Source organism: Nocardioides sp. Z40_12, assembly GCF_058215795.1.
This window is the reverse complement of record NZ_JBZAJA010000007.1, coordinates 158,961-175,727: the sequence shown is the minus strand read 5'-3', so window position 1 is coordinate 175,727 and position 16,767 is coordinate 158,961. Positions and strand designations below refer to the sequence as shown.

The 16,767-nt window shown below is 71.1% G+C and carries 15 protein-coding genes; 8 read left to right on the top strand and 7 right to left on the bottom strand.

The annotated features are described in order from the left end of the window. Window positions 1-52: 52 nt before the first annotated feature. The 4 genes from AC4BG9_RS14410 to AC4BG9_RS14395 form a co-directional block, all read right to left on the bottom strand. Complete coding sequence (locus tag AC4BG9_RS14410; protein ID WP_490571801.1) at window positions 53-352, bottom strand: flagellar protein FlgN; 300 nt, start codon at window positions 350-352, stop codon at window positions 53-55. Between the two features lie 70 nt (window positions 353-422). After that, window positions 423-710, bottom strand: a complete 288-nt coding sequence (locus tag AC4BG9_RS14405; protein WP_490571800.1) for a WXG100 family type VII secretion target — start codon at window positions 708-710, stop codon at window positions 423-425. 85 nt (window positions 711-795) lie between these two features. Beyond that, window positions 796-5,292 carry a type VII secretion EssC family protein gene (locus AC4BG9_RS14400; protein WP_490571799.1) on the bottom strand — a complete coding sequence of 1,499 codons (4,497 nt, stop codon included), beginning with the start codon at window positions 5,290-5,292 and terminating at the stop codon, window positions 796-798. A 47-nt stretch (window positions 5,293-5,339) separates the two neighbouring features. Next, entirely contained in the window at window positions 5,340-6,719 is a 1,380-nt protein-coding gene (locus AC4BG9_RS14395) for an RDD family protein (RefSeq protein ID WP_490571798.1), read from the bottom strand. 428 nt (window positions 6,720-7,147) lie between these two features. Here AC4BG9_RS14395 and AC4BG9_RS14390 point away from each other — a divergent pair, with 428 nt between their 5' ends. From AC4BG9_RS14390 to AC4BG9_RS14380, 3 genes are all read left to right on the top strand, one after another. Beyond that, window positions 7,148-7,516 (top strand): cupin domain-containing protein, encoded by a 369-nt coding sequence (locus tag AC4BG9_RS14390; protein ID WP_490571797.1) that lies wholly within the window; start codon window positions 7,148-7,150, stop codon window positions 7,514-7,516. A 533-nt stretch (window positions 7,517-8,049) separates the two neighbouring features. Beyond that, entirely contained in the window at window positions 8,050-9,084 is a 1,035-nt protein-coding gene (locus tag AC4BG9_RS14385) for an SAVED domain-containing protein (protein ID WP_490571796.1), read from the top strand. Further along, window positions 9,045-9,143: a hypothetical protein gene (locus AC4BG9_RS14380; protein WP_490571896.1), complete on the top strand. Its 99-nt coding sequence runs from the start codon at window positions 9,045-9,047 to the stop codon at window positions 9,141-9,143. The genes AC4BG9_RS14385 and AC4BG9_RS14380 overlap by 40 nt, the downstream gene beginning before the upstream one ends. A gap of 140 nt (window positions 9,144-9,283) precedes the next feature. Here AC4BG9_RS14380 and ychF read toward each other — a convergent pair whose 3' ends face one another. Then, on the bottom strand, window positions 9,284-10,357 hold the full coding sequence (ychF, locus tag AC4BG9_RS14375; protein WP_490571795.1) for a redox-regulated ATPase YchF: 1,074 nt from the start codon (window positions 10,355-10,357) through the stop codon (window positions 9,284-9,286). A 65-nt stretch (window positions 10,358-10,422) separates the two neighbouring features. Between ychF and AC4BG9_RS14370 the strand changes: the two genes are divergently transcribed. The 5 genes from AC4BG9_RS14370 to AC4BG9_RS14350 all read left to right on the top strand — a co-directional run bounded on the left by AC4BG9_RS14370 (window position 10,423) and on the right by AC4BG9_RS14350 (window position 15,132). Beyond that, entirely contained in the window at window positions 10,423-10,953 is a 531-nt protein-coding gene (locus AC4BG9_RS14370) for a PH domain-containing protein (RefSeq protein ID WP_490571794.1), read from the top strand. Next, complete coding sequence (locus AC4BG9_RS14365; RefSeq protein WP_490571793.1) at window positions 10,950-12,596, top strand: PH domain-containing protein; 1,647 nt, start codon at window positions 10,950-10,952, stop codon at window positions 12,594-12,596. Before AC4BG9_RS14370 ends, AC4BG9_RS14365 begins: the two co-directional genes overlap by 4 nt. A gap of 9 nt (window positions 12,597-12,605) precedes the next feature. Beyond that, window positions 12,606-13,382: an exodeoxyribonuclease III gene (locus AC4BG9_RS14360; protein WP_490571792.1), complete on the top strand. Its 777-nt coding sequence runs from the start codon at window positions 12,606-12,608 to the stop codon at window positions 13,380-13,382. Window positions 13,383-13,463: 81 nt separating this feature from the next. Further along, window positions 13,464-14,672, top strand: coding sequence for a DNA recombination protein RmuC (locus AC4BG9_RS14355; protein ID WP_490571791.1), 1,209 nt, complete (start codon window positions 13,464-13,466; stop codon window positions 14,670-14,672). A 22-nt stretch (window positions 14,673-14,694) separates the two neighbouring features. Further along, complete coding sequence (locus AC4BG9_RS14350) at window positions 14,695-15,132, top strand: DUF6542 domain-containing protein (RefSeq protein ID WP_490571790.1); 438 nt, start codon at window positions 14,695-14,697, stop codon at window positions 15,130-15,132. On the opposite strand, the gene AC4BG9_RS14345 is transcribed toward AC4BG9_RS14350, so the two are convergent. Together AC4BG9_RS14345 and AC4BG9_RS14340 are read right to left on the bottom strand one after the other, a co-directional pair. Beyond that, window positions 15,078-15,701: an L-threonylcarbamoyladenylate synthase gene (locus tag AC4BG9_RS14345; protein WP_490571789.1), complete on the bottom strand. Its 624-nt coding sequence runs from the start codon at window positions 15,699-15,701 to the stop codon at window positions 15,078-15,080. The two genes, AC4BG9_RS14350 and AC4BG9_RS14345, sit on opposite strands and share 55 nt — an antisense overlap. Then, window positions 15,701-16,705 (bottom strand): 4-hydroxy-3-methylbut-2-enyl diphosphate reductase, encoded by a 1,005-nt coding sequence (locus AC4BG9_RS14340; protein ID WP_490571788.1) that lies wholly within the window; start codon window positions 16,703-16,705, stop codon window positions 15,701-15,703. The genes AC4BG9_RS14345 and AC4BG9_RS14340 overlap by 1 nt, the downstream gene beginning before the upstream one ends. Between the last annotated feature and the right edge of the window lie 62 nt (window positions 16,706-16,767).

Sequence of the window (16,767 nt, the reverse complement as noted above, 5' to 3'; positions counted from 1 at the left end):
GCCGGGACGGTCTTCCCGGCGCCCGACTCCCGTGCCGCGCGGTGGTACGGGATCACTCAGTTGCGCTGAGCTGCACTGCTGTTTCGGCGTCCCAGGCCTCGACGCCGTCTACCACGCCCTGGACGTGGTCCTTCACGCCCTTCAGGCCGTCCTTCAGCTCATCGCGCTTGTTGTCCCAGCGCTCCTCGAAGTCGCGGGCCTTGTCCCGGAGCTTGCTCTTGCCGAAGGGGTCGCCGATGGCGGCTTCCAGCTCTTCGGAGCGCGACGTGGCGTTCTCGAACTCGTCGATGATGTCGTCGAGCGCGCTCACTACCGTCTCGAGCTCCGAGAGCTTGATGTACACGTCTGCCATGGTCAGGTTCCTTCCGAGTCACCGCCGAAGATGGTGGGGCCGCCCCGAGCGGGCGGCCCCACCACCGACATCAGCCTCCGGCGAGCTGGTCGTCGAGGTCGCGGATGGCCTGCGCCATGTCGCGCAGCGCCTGGGCCATGTCGGTCACGCCGTTGGAGGCGTCCTTCAGGCCGTTGGTCAGCTCCTCGTAGCCGTCCTGGAACTTGCCCGACGCCTTCTCGGTCTTGAAGCCGTCCTGGACCAGCTCGTCCACGTAGCCCTGGCACTCGGTCAGGGCGCTCTCGATGGACTCCTTGCCGTCGTCCAGCTTGGTGGCGGTGCTTTCCATCTCGTCGTAAGTTGCGCCGAAGTCGCTCATCGCTCAGTCCGTCCTTCTTGGTATGGGCTGAGGGACCAGGCCCCCCGCCCTCGGTCGGAGGTGTAATCCCCCCGTCGCGCCGTATCTAAACATCCGCGATCGGCATTTGTAGTGTCATTGCGCGTCCGGCCTGGACGAAGATCCCCCGACCGTCGGGGAAGTCGGTGCGCTTCACGCGTCCGAACGGCACCTTGAACAGGTGATCCCCGTCGTGGGTGTCGGCCTTGAGCGCGATCCCCTGGCGGTCCGCCTTCCACGCACCCATGACGCCTGCGCCACTGCTGGCCCGGGAGATGTCTGCCTCGCCCACCAGCAGGTGCTCGCTGTTGGAGATGGCCTGCAGCAGGGCCCGCACCGCCCGGTCGGCCGGCCCGTCGACCAGGTGCGGCACGTCCTCGATGACGACCATGATCCGTCCCTGCACCGACTCGTCGGCGATGATCTCGGCCAGCTCGGTGGCCAGCTCCTTCTGCTCCTCGGGCCGGATGGCGCTGCGCACCCACTCGCGGTACGACGCCAGCTCGGAGCGACGGCTGCCGAAGTGGAACAGCTTGACGTCGGGGTCGAACCGCTCCACGGCCCTCACCAGGGCCCGCACCGCGTTCGTCTTGCCCGACTGCGGCGGCCCGGTGACCACGAAGAGGCCGACCGGGTCGAAGCCGAGAGGTCCCAGGGTGTCCTCGCCGATGCCGAAGACGGGCTGCCCGCCGACCCGGTCGGGCAGCTCGGAGCTGTCGATGCGCGTGGGCAACGCACCGATGGGCGCGACCTCCGGCACCCCCTGGGCACGCAGCTCGGTGGCCAGCGCGTCCATCGCCTTGGTCTGCTCGGCCACGTTGGCCGTCCCGCCGAGCACCGCCATCTGCACCTCGTTCTTGTCCACCACCGCCCGGCCCGGCACCGAGGTGTCGTCGAGGACGTCCTTCGGCGCCCCCAGCAGGGTGTACTGGTTGATGTCCGCCAGCCTGAGCACCACCCGTCGCGAGATGTTCGCGGCGACGGCCGTGGGGACGGCGCCACCTCGGTCGGCGGTGATGGCCGCGTGCACCCCCAGGGGACGGCCCTCCCCCAGCAGACGCATGAACACCTGGTAGTACGGCGCCCGGGCCGAGCTGATCTCCCACTCGTTCTTGAACGCCGGGTAGTTGTCGATCAGCAGGATGATCCGGGGCAGCGACGGGTCGACCAGGTCGCGGTACTCGGTGAGGTTGGCCGCGTGCGCCCGGGCGAACAGGTCCGAGCGTCGGTCCAGCTCCCGGCCCAGGCTCCGCAGCAGCCTCTGCACCCGCTCGGCGTCGTCACCGTCGATGATCGAGCCGACGTGAGGCAGTCGCTCGAGGGACCCGAGCGCCCCGGAGGCGAAGTCCAGCCCGAAGACCTCGCTCGTCCCGAGGTCGGGGCGCATGCCGGCGGCCGTGGCGATGGTCTTGAGCACCGTCGTCTTGCCCGACCCCGAGGTCCCGAAGACGATGATCGAGCCGTCGCGGTCGGGCAGGAAGTAGGTGGGGTTCTGCTGCTGCTTCTCCGGCAGGTCCGCGAGCCCCAGCAGGACCTGCCCGTCGCCGCGGGCCGGCAGGTCGCGCAGGTCGACGACGCTCGCGAGATCGTCGAGCCACGGACGCCGCGGGGTCTGGATCCCGGCTGCGTCGGCGGCCCGGATCAGGGTGGTGACCACCCGCTTCTGGTCGTTCGGCCCGAGGTCCTCGTCGTGGGAGTCCGACTCGGCGACCCGCTCGGGCTCCCACTCGATGATCGAGCCGAAGCGAAGCTCCGCGACCTTCACGTCGGCCGTGACGACCTCGTCCTCACTCGTCCAGCCGCCCACGTAGGCGGACTGGAAGGGGGTCAGCCGGCCCGGTCCGGTCTTCGCGATCCCACGCCCCGGCAGGCTGGCGGGGAAGGTGGCGGCCACCGGGTCGTCCACCACGTCCTTGGAGTCCGACTCGTCGGCCATCCGCAGCGCGACCCGGAGGTTGGTGTTGGCACGCAGGTTGTCCTTGATGACGCCGGCGGGGCGCTGCGTCGCCATGATCAGGTGGATGCCGAGGGATCGGCCGCGCTGGGCGACGTCGACGACACCGTCGACGAACTCCGGGACCTCACCGGCCAGGGCGGCGAACTCGTCGATCACCAGCACCAGCGCGGGCGGGCAGTCCGGGTCCTGCCGACGTTCCAGCTCGAGCAGGTCCTTGGCCTTCTTGCGGTTGAAGAGGTGCTCGCGGTGGTGGAGCTCGGCCCTCAGGCTGGTCAGGGCACGGCGCACCAGGTGCGGACTCAGGTCGGTCACCAGCCCGACGCAGTGCGGCAGGTCGACGCAGTCGGCGAACGCCGAGCCGCCCTTGTAGTCGATGAAGAGGAACGTCACCCGGTCCGGGCTGTGGGCGGCCGCCAGGCCGAGCACCCACGCCTGGAGGAACTCCGACTTGCCGGCACCCGTCGTGCCGCCGACCAGGGCGTGTGGACCCTGGCTCCGGAGGTCGAGGGTCATGGCGTCGCTGGCACCCTGACCGATGATGGCGCGCAGGTTGCCGGCGTTCTTCAACCGAGGACGCTCCCGCGCGCTGCGGTCGATGATGGTGTTGTTCTGCCGCCACCTCTCGATGACGGCCTCGGGCTCGTGGGCCGTCTCCTTGCCGACCAGGGACAGGAACATCACCGAGTTCGGGATGTCGGAGGCGTCCTGGATGACCGTGCTGACGTCGACGACCGGCGCCATCCGCTTGGCGAAGGTGTGCATGTAGTTGTTGGAGACCCCTTCGACGACCACGTGCTCGTAGAGGTCGCCGTTGCGGACCAGGCCCACCGTCGCGTCGTCCAGCCCCTCGGTGACGTCGACGAAGCTGCGGCAGGTGGCGGGCAGCGACTCCACCGTCGGCGAGCAGAAGACGGCGTGCACCCCGACATCGGCGCCCCGCTCCAGCACCTGCACCAGACGTGGTCGGTCGACGGGGGCGTCATCGGTCACGATGACGATGATCGAGACCGGTTGGCGGGGGGTCTTCTCCTCGGCGGCACGCGCCACGTCGGTGCCGTAGAGCATCGGGTTCCAGCGCTCCGGGAACGGCCCGCGCGGCTCGGCGCGCTGACCGGCTCGCAGGACGTACTCCTCCAACGCGCTGAGCAGGGCGTTGGCCGTCGGCGGCGAGTCGGCGAGCGGCAGGTCCTTGAAGGGGCTGGTCTCGCTGGTGGTGTGCGGGAGCCACTTCAGCCAGGCGAGCTCGGGCATCCAGCTGTCGCCCGCGATCGCGACCGTCACCACCTCGTTGGGCGCGTGCAGGCCGTAGAGCTGGACGGCGAGGCCACGAAGCACGTCGGCGGCGGCCCCGGTCGGGCCGGCGACGCCGACCGAACCGGCGACCCGCAGGGACTCCAGGACGGGGACGTCGTCGACGTAGCGGTAGCGCTCCCGGAGCCGGTCCAGTCGTTCGATGTACTCCGGGAGCCCGTCCTGGTTGTCCCGGTCCCCGATCGAGTTGCGCGAGGGGGATCTCGTCGTCCCGAGCCGCACGGCCAGGAAGTTCCAGTGCTCGGGCCGACGGGTCCACAGCAGGGGTCCCAGCCGAGCGGCGTGGTCGTAGACCTCCGCGACCGGAGGGACCTCGGCGTTGCGCGCGAACTCCTCCTCCGGCTTCTCGAGGAAGAGGGTCTCCTCGAGCTTCTCGAACTGCCGCTCGAAGAGCTCGGACTCGTACTTCTTCTTGGTCGCCGACTGGGTGCGCTGGTTCATGAAGTTGCCCAGCGCCATCATCGGCGTCATGAAGATCAGCAGCAGCGCGCGCTCCCGGCCGGTGAGGGCGTAGATGGCGAGCGCCATGATGATCGGGGCGACCAGGATGGTCCAGGGAAAGACCTTGTCCGCCTGCTCGGTCGGCATCCGCGGCGGGGGGTGCTCGGTCCCCGGGTAGCGCACCTCGACCCGTGGGCTGCGGTTGAACTGCAGACCGCCACCGCGCTCGAGGATCTCGGTCTCGACTTCCTCGAGATCGTCGGAGAGGTGCATCACCAGCGTCGTGGCACCGATCACCACCGCCCGGTTGGGGGTGAGCCACACGCGCTGGACCGGCACGCCGTCGAAGAGGATCCCGTTGGCCGAGTTCAGGTCCACCAGCTCGACCCGGCGCCCCACCTCGATGCGCGCATGGAGCTGGGACACCATGGGGTCGGCGAGCTCGATCTGGTTGGTGGGGGCGCGACCGATCGTCGCCTGCCCCACGTGCACCGGGAACTCCTTGCCCCGCAGCGGACCGGCGGTGGCCACCAGGGTGCCGACCTGCCTGCGGGCGGCGTACGGGATGGCCTGCAGGGAGCCGCGGGCTCCGCGGTTGACGACGGCAGCGGTGAACCCGGAGCCGATGGCCGCCTCGCCGATGTGCACCGCCGGGTCGAGAGGCTTCAGGTCGGACCCGTCGGGCGGCGCCACGGCCAACGTCAGGACGTCGTCGGGACCCACCGTCATCGAGCGTGCGGGATCGGACTCCACGATGAAGCGAGCGACCTCGGCGACCGTGGCCGTCGAGTCCGCCGTCACGACCACGTCCACGGGCTCCGCACGCTCCCGAAGGAGCGTCAGCTTGACCTTCATCCACTACCCTTCTCGAGCCGCGACGCACGCCACGGTCTTCCCTGCGCTCAGGTGGCCAGCACCGTGATGGTGCGATCACCGATCCGGATCGTGTCCCCCACACCTGCGACGACGATCTCGCCCGCCGTCACCGGGTGCTCCTGTCCGTCGCGGACGAGCACGGTTCCGTTGGTGGAGCCCTGGTCGACCACTTCGAGCCCTGCCGTCGACGGGCGGAGCAACGCGTGGGTCTTGGACATGGAGAAGCCCGGGTCGCTGATCGTCAGGGGCAGCGCTCCGTCGACCGGCTGGGGTGAGCGACCCACCACGACCGGGCCGGAGAGCGAGATCCGCTTCCCGTCGTCGAGAGCCAGCGTCATGCCCACCCCGGCCTGGGGGCCCCAGGCCGGCGCGACCACCTGCGGGGGCGCCGTCACGGGGCCGCCGTCCGGCCGCCCGGATGTGTCCACCGGGGAGACGGCACTGCCGGCGCCCTCGGGGTCGCGCACGAGGTACGCCCCCAGGCGGGGCCCGGTCTGCCCGTCGTCGGCGGGCGCCTCACCCGGCACGAGACCGGCGAGCCCGACCACCACCCGGCGATCGCGGTCGTGCGGACGGGCGGCCCCGAGCACGCCCGCGCTCGTCCGCGGCCCCGGGCGGTAGCCGCTGCGGGCGACACCGTCGGGCGTCGTCGCGAGCGACGGCAGGTTCTTGGGGCGCGGCGCGGGGATCGACGTGACGGTCTTCCTGGCGATCCGCATCCGCTTCTTGTCGAACGGGTTCAGGCCCTCCCGCACGTCGACGAGCCAGATGTCTCCCGCGCGGTCGTGCCAGCCGCGTCGGCGGTGTGCCTCGGACCACGCCGGCGATGCCAGCACCACCGGCGTGCCGACCACCGTCACCAGCGGCAGCCAGGCCACCACGGCGCGCCACGTGGTGCGCCAGAAGCCAGGTGCGCCGAGGCTCGCGACGTTCACCGCCCGCAGCCCGGTGGCGCGCTTCCCGACGGTGAACCCCCACCGTCCCTGCATGAACAACGAGGCGGCGCACCAGATGATCGAGAGCAGCAACGTGACCGCGGCGACGATTACGGTGAGCAGGAAGTCGGGATGGTTGACGAAGCCGTACCAGGAGATGCGCCCGCGGAGCAGGCGGCCCATGACCGGCAGCGACCAGAAGACGAACGGCAGCTGCAGGAGGGAGAAGATGCCGACGTCGATCAGCGCAGCCAGAGCCCGGCGACCCAGCGGGGCCGAGCGCAGACCGAGCGCTGCCGCATACGCGGGATCGGGCTGCCCGCGCTCATCGAGACCCTCCAAGGGTCGCTCGTCGTCGGGCAGCTCCCAGATCACGGTCTGCGGCGTCGTCGACGAGTGCTGCCCGCCGGATCCGGTTCCGAGGTCGGCGGTCGCCGCCCGCTGCGGCGCGCGTAGTGACAGGTCCCCCATGGGCGAAGGCTAACCCGATCCACCCGCCGGCCGTCGGCGCGGTCACAGATTGCTCCCTGTGCAGGGGCGCGCACGGCACGCGGCCACGGCGACATCCTGGTCGAGCAGCCGGGCGCAGGGTCCCGGCGCCGGGACTGACCGCGACCGCGGTGCGGGGTAGCGCGCTGCTCCTGGGCGGATCAGACGTTGAAGCGGAACGATCACGCGGGGTTTCGGCTGTTGGTGGTCATCGTTGGTCGGAGCCGGAGAACACGGCCTGACCTGCGCTTATGCGTTCGCCAGAGCGTTGGTGGTCGTTGGCGAGGATCGGCATCAGCTGGACTTCTTGCGGACTACTTGCGGACCGCGCCGCGCTCGGTGTGTCCCTGCTCCGCAAGCCGATCCGCTTAGGGACCGAGCCTGACCGACCTGGTGTGTCAAACTTGCCCATGACCAACGTACCCATAGACCTCGCTGGGAAGTTCTTGTCGTTCTCCGAGCATTGGTCACCGAAGGTGGTGGCGCGGTTGAACGACTACGAGGTCAAGGTCGTAAAGCTCAAGGGCGAGTTCGTGTGGCACACCCATGACGACACTGACGAGCTGTTTCTCGTGATCGACGGCGAGTTGACCATCCAACTGCGCGATGGCGACGTCACTCTTCGTCCTGGCCAGATGTTCGTCGTTCCGCGCGGCGTTGAGCACTGCCCAATCGCTGACGGCGAGGTCCACGCCGTGCTCATCGAACCCGTCGGCGTAGTGAATACCGGAAGCGCTGGTGGCACTCTCACAGCCGCGTACGACGACTCACTGATATAGGTCGAAGCGTTTCGATTACCGATCGTCTGCGGGACGGGTCCGCCCGGCTGGTCGCAATAGGCTGCGGTCCGTGACTCGGACGTGGGACCCGATGATGCCCGGGGTGCTGCACCTGCCGTCCGGTCGACTCGTCCGGGGACGTGGACTGCGCCGACAGATGCCCGAGGCGCCACATCCGGACTTCGGGGTGTACTTGCTCGGCAAGCCACCGGCTCGCATGGGGTGGGACACGCGTTGGCTCTACTGGCCGGACTTTCGGCTACCCGCAGATCAGGGCGACGCGCGAGACGCGCTGCGCGAGGCATGGCGCAGGGCAGCCGATGAGCGCGTGGAAGTCGCATGCGGCGGCGGGCGCGGAAGGACGGGCACGCGCTCGCCTGCCTTGCCGTGCTGGACGGCGTACCCGCTGATGAGGCCGTCGCCTTTGTGGGAGAGCGCTACGACACTCGGGCGGCCGAGACGCCCTCGCAGCGCCGCTACGTCGTGCGATTCCTCACCGCTTGACGATGGGCTCGCGGAGCGACCCGGTGCGGGTGTTCAAGGCACTCGACAAGAAGTCCGATCACCTCGACCCGACCAAGCTCCACGACGCTCTGGATCGACCGCGGACCGCCCTCGGCCGGCTCGTCACGACCTTCGCGACCCACCTGAGCACCGAACGTACTGAGGTCGTCGAGTTTCTCTCCAGCGTGACCTTCCGTAACGAGGGCTCCGAGAACGCCTGGCGCGAGCGGATCTCCGACCTGATGCGGCTGAGCGGGTTCCGCGGGGACGCCGAGGCCGTCACCAGCGCCCTGCGCATGGTCAGCGACTGGGTCACCGATGGCGTCGGAGAAGTCACCGTCGCCGACGCCCGACGGCGCCTCGAGGACCGCGATCTCCTGGCCCAGGACGGGACCCTGGTTCTGGCCGTGCACGGCATCGACCGCGAGGAGTCCCGGCAGTTCCCGAACGCCCGCGTCGACTTCACCGACCTCTACCCCGACGCCGACGCCTTCGAGCGGCGGACCATCACCGACCCCACCGCCTGGGACGCGATCGTGCGCCCACGGCTCGCGACAGCAGCTCGGACGCTTGAGGCATTCGCCTCCCGCAGGGTCCACGTCGTCGCGTCCGTCCGTCTCCCGGTCTGGTTCGCGATCGGCCGGACCCTCCCTGGCGTGCGGCGCTGGGTCCTCTCGCTGAACCAGGACGGCGTCGACTGGGCCAGCGACGTACGGGACGGGTCCGCCGAGCTGGTGGTCCTCGCCGACGAGCGCCTACCCGGCGACGGCGAGGAGCTCGTCATCTGCGTTGCCCTCCGCCACGATCCCACAGCCGACGTCCGCGACTACATCACTGCATCCGGCATTCCAGCCGGACGCCTGTACACCGCCACCGGCAAGACCGGCGTCGGCCCGGAGTCGGTTGTCGACGCCGCCTGGGCCACGTCCTGGGTCACCACGCTCCAGGACGCTCTGTCGCCAAGGTCAGGGAAACCGGCGCGACGAGGATCCAGCTATTCATGGCCGGACCGGCCGGCGTCGCCCTGCTGCTGGGGCACCGGTGGAACGTTCTCCCCGCGGTGACGGTCTACGAGCACCAGGGCGGAGCGAACTGCGCGCCGACGTTCCACTTCCCCGCCTAATCGGCTGGGTGGAGAGGGCAAATGGCAGGGCCCGGGGCCCGGAGATGCACCTTCCGTACGGCCACATCGAGGCCCATCCGCGAAATTTCTTGCGGACTGAGAGGGCTCACACCCCGTCCGACCTGCGCAAACGCGCCGATTCACACGTTGAAGCGGAACTCCACCACGTCGCCGTCGGCCATCACGTAGTCCTTGCCCTCCATGCGGACCTTGCCGGCCTCGCGCGCCTTCACCATCGAGCCTGCGGCGACGAGGTCGTCGAAGGAGACGATCTCGGCCTTGATGAAGCCCTTCTGGAAGTCGGTGTGGATGACCCCGGCCGCCTCGGGGGCGGTGGCGCCCTGGGGGATCGTCCAGGCCCGGGTCTCCTTCGGGCCGGCGGTCAGGTAGGTCTGCAGGCCGAGGGTGTCGAAGCCGACCCGGGCCAGCACCTCCAGACCGGGCTCGGTGACCCCGGCCTCGGCGAGGAACTCCGCGGCCTCCTCGTCGTCCAGCTCGACCAGCTCGGACTCGAACTTGGCGTCCAGGAAGATCGCCTCAGCGGGCGCGACCAGCTCGCGCATCTTCGCCTTGAGATCCTCGTCGGTCAGCTCATCGGCGTCGCAGTTGAAGACGTAGATGAACGGCTTGGCGGTGAGCAGCGAGAGCTCGCGCAGCAGGCTGCGGTCGATCGTGGTCGAGCTGATCGGCGTCCCGGACTCGAGCGCCTCCTTCGCCTCGTGGGCGGCCTCGAGGCTCGCCACCAGGTCCTTGACCTTGCGCGACTCCTTCTCCAGCCGGGTGATCGCCCGGTCGACGGTCTCCAGGTCGGCGAGGATCAGCTCGGTCTGGATGGTGGAGATGTCGTTGCCGGGATTGACCTCGCCGTCGACGTGGGTGACGTCCTCGTCGCGGAAGACCCGGGTCACCTGGCAGATCGCCGCGGACTCGCGGATGTGGGAGAGGAACTTGTTGCCCAGGCCCTCCCCCTGTGAGGCACCGCGGACGATGCCGGCGATGTCGACGAACTCCACGGTGGCCGGGAGGATCTTCTCGCTGCCGAAGATCTCCGCCAGCTTGGCCAGGCGGGAGTCGGGCACCCCGACCACCCCGACATTGGGCTCGATGGTCGCGAACGGGTAGTTCGCGGCGAGCACGTCGTTCTTGGTCAGCGCGTTGAAGAGGGTCGACTTGCCGGCGTTGGGGAGTCCGACGATCCCGATGGTGAGGGCCACGGACGCCGAGTCTAGGTCCGCCGCCCCCGCGCTCCCAATCACACGGGCTGTGACAGGCTCGTCGGGTGCTCATCGATCTCCCGGACGACGCCAGCGTCCCCCCGCCGGACCCGGTCGCCCTCCGCGGGCCCGCGCACCGGGTCTCCCCCCGGGCGGTCGGCTACTGGCGGACTGTCTCGCTGATCACGACCGTGGTCGAGCTGGCGATCGCGTTCGTCCTCTTCCTGGTGCTGCCCAGCTGGCCGTGGTGGGCCACCGCCCTGGTCATCGTGGGGACCGCGGTCAACCTCGGCTACGTGTTCGTCATGCCCGGGCTCCGCTACCGGGTGCACCGCTGGGAGGTCAGCCCCGAGGCCGTCCACACCCGCTCCGGCTGGCTCTCGGTCGAGACCCGGATCGCCCCCCTCAGCCGGGTCCAGACCGTCGACTCCCGGCAGGGCGCGGTGATGCGGCTCTTCGGCCTGGCCTCGCTCACCGTCACCACCGCCTCAGCGGCCGGCCCGATCACCATCGAGGGCCTGGACGCCGAGGACGCCCGGCAGCTCGTCGCCCAGCTCTCCGCCATCACCGCCACCGGCGAGGGCGACGCCACGTGACCGAGGCGGACGCGTCGGGGGCCCCGGAGGCACCGGACGTCCCGGAGGCCCCGGACGTCCCGGAGGCTCCTGAGGCATCGGAGGCACCTGCCGACCCGGCCGACGGGTGGCGCAGGCTGAGCGCGCGCAAGCTGCTGATCGACCCGCTGGCGGTACTGCGCTCCTTCCTGCTGCCACTGGTCGCCGTCGTGATCGGCCTGAGCAGCAGCGGACGGCCGCTGTGGACGCTGGCGGCACTCCCCCTCTTCCTGGTCGGGGCGGTCGCCCTGGGGGTGATCCCGTGGCTGACCACCTGGTTCCGGCTGGACGACGTCCAGTTCCAGCTGCGCACCGGCCTGCTCAACAAGAAGACCTCCACGGCCCGGCTCGACCGGATCCGCAGCGTCGACCTGGAGGGGCCGCTGGTGCACCGGCTGCTGGGGCTGCGCACCGTGCGGATCGGCACCGGCGTGGACGACGAGCGGATCGTCCTGGACGCCGTCACCGTCGAGGAGGCCACCACCCTGCGCCGGGTCCTGCTGGCCCGGACCCCGCTCCCCCCGGGGGCCCCCGCCCCGGTCGCGGCCGCTCAGCTCGCGACGGACGACGTCCCTGATGGCGATCCGGGGCAGCAGCCGGTCGCCGCGCCCCCCGCGGCCGACGAGCAGGTGCTGGCCGTGCTCGACCCGTCGTGGGTGCGGTTCGCGCCCTTCAGCCTGGCCCGGCTGGTCGTGGTCGCGGGCGCGCTCGGCTTCCTGACCCAGGTGCTCGACGACTTCCCGGTCCTGGACCAGGGCGACGTGGAGAGCTTCTGGGAGTGGCTGACCGGCTTCGCCCTCGTGGTCGCGCTGACGCTCGTCCTCGTCTCGGCCCTGGTGGGCTGGCTGGCGATCTCGACGCTCGGCTACCTGGCGCACTGGTGGGGCCTGCGGCTGACCCGCGGCCACGGCTCCCTCCACCTCGTCGCCGGCTTCCTCACCACCCGGTCGGTGAGCATCGAGGAGAAGCGGATCCGCGGCGTCGAGCTGGACGAGAAGGTCCTGCTCCGGCTGGTCCGGGGCGCCGAGCTCTCCACCCTCGCCACGGGCGTGAGCAACGGGGTGACGACCCTGCTGCCGCCCTGCCCGGTGGGGGTCGCCACGGGCGTGGGGGCGGCCGTCGTCGAGGACGACCAGCCGCTCGCGGTGCCGCTGCGTGAGCACGGCCCCGCCGCCCGCCGCCGCCGCCACGTGCGGCACCAGTGGGCCACCGTGAGCCTGCTCGTCGTGCTGGCGGGCCTTCAGCACGACCTCCTCCAGCCCGTCCGGGAGTGGCTCTCCTGGGTGCCCGGGTGGCTCCCCTGGGCGGCGGTGCCCGCCCTCGCCGTCCTCGGCGCCGCGCTCGCCGAGGCGGCGTACGCCCACCTGGGCCACGCCCTCACCTCACGGCACCTGGTGGTCGGGAGCGGCACCACCACCCGGACCCGCACCGTGCTGGAGCGCGACGGGATCATCGGCTGGGTGGTGGAGCAGTCGTGGTTCCAGCGCCGCGTGGGGCTCGCCACCCTGGTGGCCACCACGGCCGCGGGACAGGAGCGCGTGGTGCTGACCGACGTCCCGCAGGAGCGCGCCGTGGCGCTGGCGAACGCGGCCACCCCCGGGCTGCTCACCGGCTTCCTCGCCTAGACTCCGCCGGTGCGCATCGCGACCTGGAACGTCAACTCCCTCCGCTCCCGCATCGACCGTGTCGAGGCCTTCCTCGAGCGCCACGACGTCGACGTGCTCGCCGTGCAGGAGACGAAGGCCAAGGTCGACCAGCTGCCCCTGATGGGCCTGCAGTCGCTGGGCTACGAGGTCGCCGCCGCCGGCACCAGCCAGTGGAACGGCGTCGCCCTGATCAGCCGGGTCGGCCTGGAGGACGTGCAGGTCGGCTTCGATTCGATGCCCGGGTACGGCGACCCGGTCGAGGCGGAGGCCCGGGCCATCGGGGCCGTCTGCGGCGGGGTGCGGATCTGGTCGCTCTACGTGCCCAACGGGCGCAAGCCCGCCGACCCGCACTACGTCTACAAGCTCGACTGGCTGGCCCGGCTGCGCGACCAGGCCCGGTCGTGGCTGGACGAGGACACCGCCCTGGTCGGCGACTGGAACGTCTGCCCCACCGACGACGACGTCTTCGACCCGGCCCAGTTCCGCAACTCCACCCACGTCACCCCCGCCGAGCGGGCCGCCTTCCAGGGCTTCCTGGACGACGGCTACGCCGACGTGGTCCGCCCGTTCGCCCCGGAGCCGGACAACTACACCTACTGGGACTACTACCGCCAGCGCTTCGAGCGCAACCGCGGCCTGCGGATCGACTTCATCCTGGGCTCCCCCTCGCTGGCCGCCCGGGTCACCCACGCCTTCATCGACCGCGACGAGCGCGCCGGCAAGGGCGCCTCCGACCACGCCCCGGTGGTCGCCGACCTGGCCTGACGCGGGAGCCCTCGCCCCGGCAGGACGCGCCGTCTCCTCCGCCTCTGCGGGACTGTCGGTGGCGGCGGCCATGATCGTGGCATGGACCTCTCGACCGTGCTGACCCTGCTGACCGGGCTCGTGCTGGGCCTCGCCCTCGGCGCCCTCATCGGCTGGCTCGGGGCCAGGTCGCGACCCCCTGCCGGCGAGGCGGTGGCCGCCCTGGAGTCCCGCGCCGCCGACCAGGCCGTCGTCCGCGAGGGCCTGGAGCGGCTCGCCGACCAGCTCAAGGACCTGCACCACGACCGGGCCACCTGGCAGGGCGAGTTCAACGCCCAGGTGCAGGGGATGCGGATGACCACCGAGTCGCTGCGCCGCGAGACGTCCTCGCTGGCCACCGCCCTGCGCAAGCCCCAGGTCCGGGGCCGCTGGGGCGAGATGCACCTCAAGCGAGCCGTCGAGCTGGCCGGCATGGTCGAGCGCTGCGACTTCTCCGAGCAGCACCGCCTCGACGACGGCGCGCTCCGGCCCGACCTGGTCGTCCACCTGGCCGGAGGCCGCCACGTCGTGGTCGACGCCAAGGTCCCTCTCGACGCCTTCCTCGACGCGACCTCCGCCGACGACGACGCCGAGCGCGAGGCCCACCTCGCCCGCCACGCCCGCCAGCTGCGCACCCACGTCGACTCGCTCGCCGGCAAGGCCTACTGGCGCTCGCTGCCCGAGACCCCGGAGTTCGTGGTGCTCTTCGTGCCCGCCGAGGCCTTCCTCTCCGCCGCCCTGGAGTCCGAGCCCCACCTGCTCGACCACGCCGCCGAGCGCCGGGTGGTGCTGGCCACGCCGACCACCCTGATCGCGCTGCTCCGCACCGTCGCCCACGGCTGGAGCCACGAGACCCTCGCCGCCCAGGTGGCGGAGGTCCAGCGGCTCGGCCGCGAGCTCTACGACCGTCTCGGCACGATGGGCGACCACGTCGCCCAGGTGGGCCGCGGCCTGACCAACGCGGTGAAGGCCTACAACCAGGCGGTCGGGTCGCTGGAGGGGCGGGTGCTGGTCACCGCCCGTCGCCTCGAGGCTCTCGGCGTGGTCGACACGGTCCTCCCGGAGGTGCGGCAGGTCGAGCTGACCCCCCGCTCCGTCTCCGCCCCCGAGCTGGCCCTGGTGGCCGAGGAGACGCCCTTCCCCGACCTGGAGCGACTCAGCGGCGGTGGCGCAGGGAGCGGCAGCGACGGTGCTGGTGGGCGGGCCGGTGGCGGGGCCGGTGACAGCGGGAGCGACGACCGGGAGGCGGCGCGCCGCCCTGCCGGCGCGTGAGGCAGGCCCTAGGTTGGTCGCCGTGAGCCGGTCCCGGCAGCCGTGGAGTCGCGGCAACGAGTCCGAGAGCCATGTGGTGGCGCTCGGGCTGGCCGTCGCGCTCAGCGTGGTGGTGCTCGACCACCTGATGGTGGGCCGGCTCAGCCTCTTCTTCGACCTCTGCTTCGTCACCCTCTGCCTCGCCCTGGCGGTCCGGGTGAAGGAGGACGGGTGGTTCGTGATGGGGCTCTTCCCCCCGGTGCTGATGCTCTCGGTCTTCGTGCTGCTCGGCCTGACCGCACCCGAGCTGATCGCCGAGCACGACGACGGCGTGGTCCAGGCGGTGATCAGCGGGCTGGCCCACCACAGCACCGCCCTGCTGGTCGGCTACGCACTCTCGCTCGCCGCCTGGTGGCGGCGCCACGATCAGGCCTCGAAGCGCGACGGGTCGCCCGACCCCACCCTGAGCACCTCGGGGTAGCCCTCGGACCAGTCGACCACCGTGGTCGGCTCGGCCGGGGTCTCCCCCGCCTCGATCACGATGTCGACCTGGTGGTCGAGATCCTCCTTGACGTCCCAGCCCATGGTCCGCGGCTCGGTCTCCCCGGGCAGGATCAGCGTGCTGGTCAGCAGCGGCTCCCCCAGCTCGTCGAGCAGCGTGCAGACCACCGGGTGGTCGGTGATGCGCACCCCGACCGTCTTCTTCTTGGGGTGCATCAGTCGCCGCGGCACCTCGCTGGTCGCCGGCAGGATGAACGTGTAGGGCCCGGGGGTGGCCCCCTTGATCGCCCGGAACGCGGAGTTGTCGAGCTTGACGAACTGGCCCAGCTGGGCGAAGTCCTTGCACATCAGGGTGAAGTCGTGACGCTCGTCGAGGTCGCGGATCCGCAGGATCCGGTCCCGGCCGTCGCGGTTGCCCAGCTGGCAGCCCAGGGCGTAGCCGGAGTCGGTGGGGTAGGCGATCAGGGCGTCGTCACGCAGCGCCTCCACCACCTGGCGGATCAGTCGCGGCTGCGGGTTGTCCGGGTGGACGTCGACATACCTGGCCATCAGGACCCCCGCTGGGCCTTGCGCAGGTCGCGGCGCAGCTCCGGCGGCAGCGCGAAGATGAGCGACTCCTCGGCCGAGCGGACCGCCTTGGCGTCCGGGTAGCCGCGCTCGGAGAGGAAGGCCAGGACGCCGTCGACGAGGTCCTCGGGGACCGAGGCGCCCGAGGTCACCGAGACGGTGCGCACGCCGTCCAGCCAGGCCTCGTCGATCTCGGACGCGTCGTCGACCCGGTAGGAGGCCTTGGCCCCCGCCTCGAGGGCCACCTCGACCAGCCGCACCGAGTTGGAGGAGTTGCCCGACCCGACCACGATCACCAGGTCGGCGTCGACCGCGATCTCCTTGACCGCGAGCTGACGGTTCTGGGTGGCGTAGCAGATGTCGTCCGAGGGCGGGTCGAGCAGCAGCGGGAACCGCTCCCGGATCGCCGCCACGGTCTCGAGCGTCTCGTCGACCGAGAGCGTGGTCTGGGAGAGCCAGGCGACCTTGGACTCGTCGCGGACGACGATCCCCGGGACGTCGGCGGGCGACTGCACGAGCTGGATGTGCTCGGGAGCCTCGCCCGCGGTGCCCTCCACCTCCTCGTGCCCCTCGTGCCCGATCAGCAGGATGTCGTAGTCGTCGGCAGCGAACCGCTTGGCCTCGTGGTGGACCTTGGTCACCAGCGGGCAGGTCGCGTCGATGGTCTTCAGCGACCGCTCGGCGGCCTGCTGGTGGACCGCCGGGGAGACCCCGTGGGCGGAGAAGACGACGGTGGCGCCGGCCGGCACCTCGTCGAGCTCCTCGACGAAGATCGCGCCCCGGGCCTCCAGGCCGGAGACCACGTGCTTGTTGTGCACGATCTGCTTGCGCACGTAGACCGGCGCGCCGTAGAGGTCCAGGGCCTTCTCGACCGTGATGACGGCGCGGTCCACCCCGGCGCAGTAGCCGCGGGGCGCGGCCAGCAGCACTGCCTTCTCCGCCTCCTCGGCCGAGAGGACGGTCGGCGTGCCCAGGTCGATGCTCATGGCAGCCGAGTCTACGGGTCCGGGGCAGGGAGCGCCTGTCGCCGCCGTCGCCTAGGGTGGCC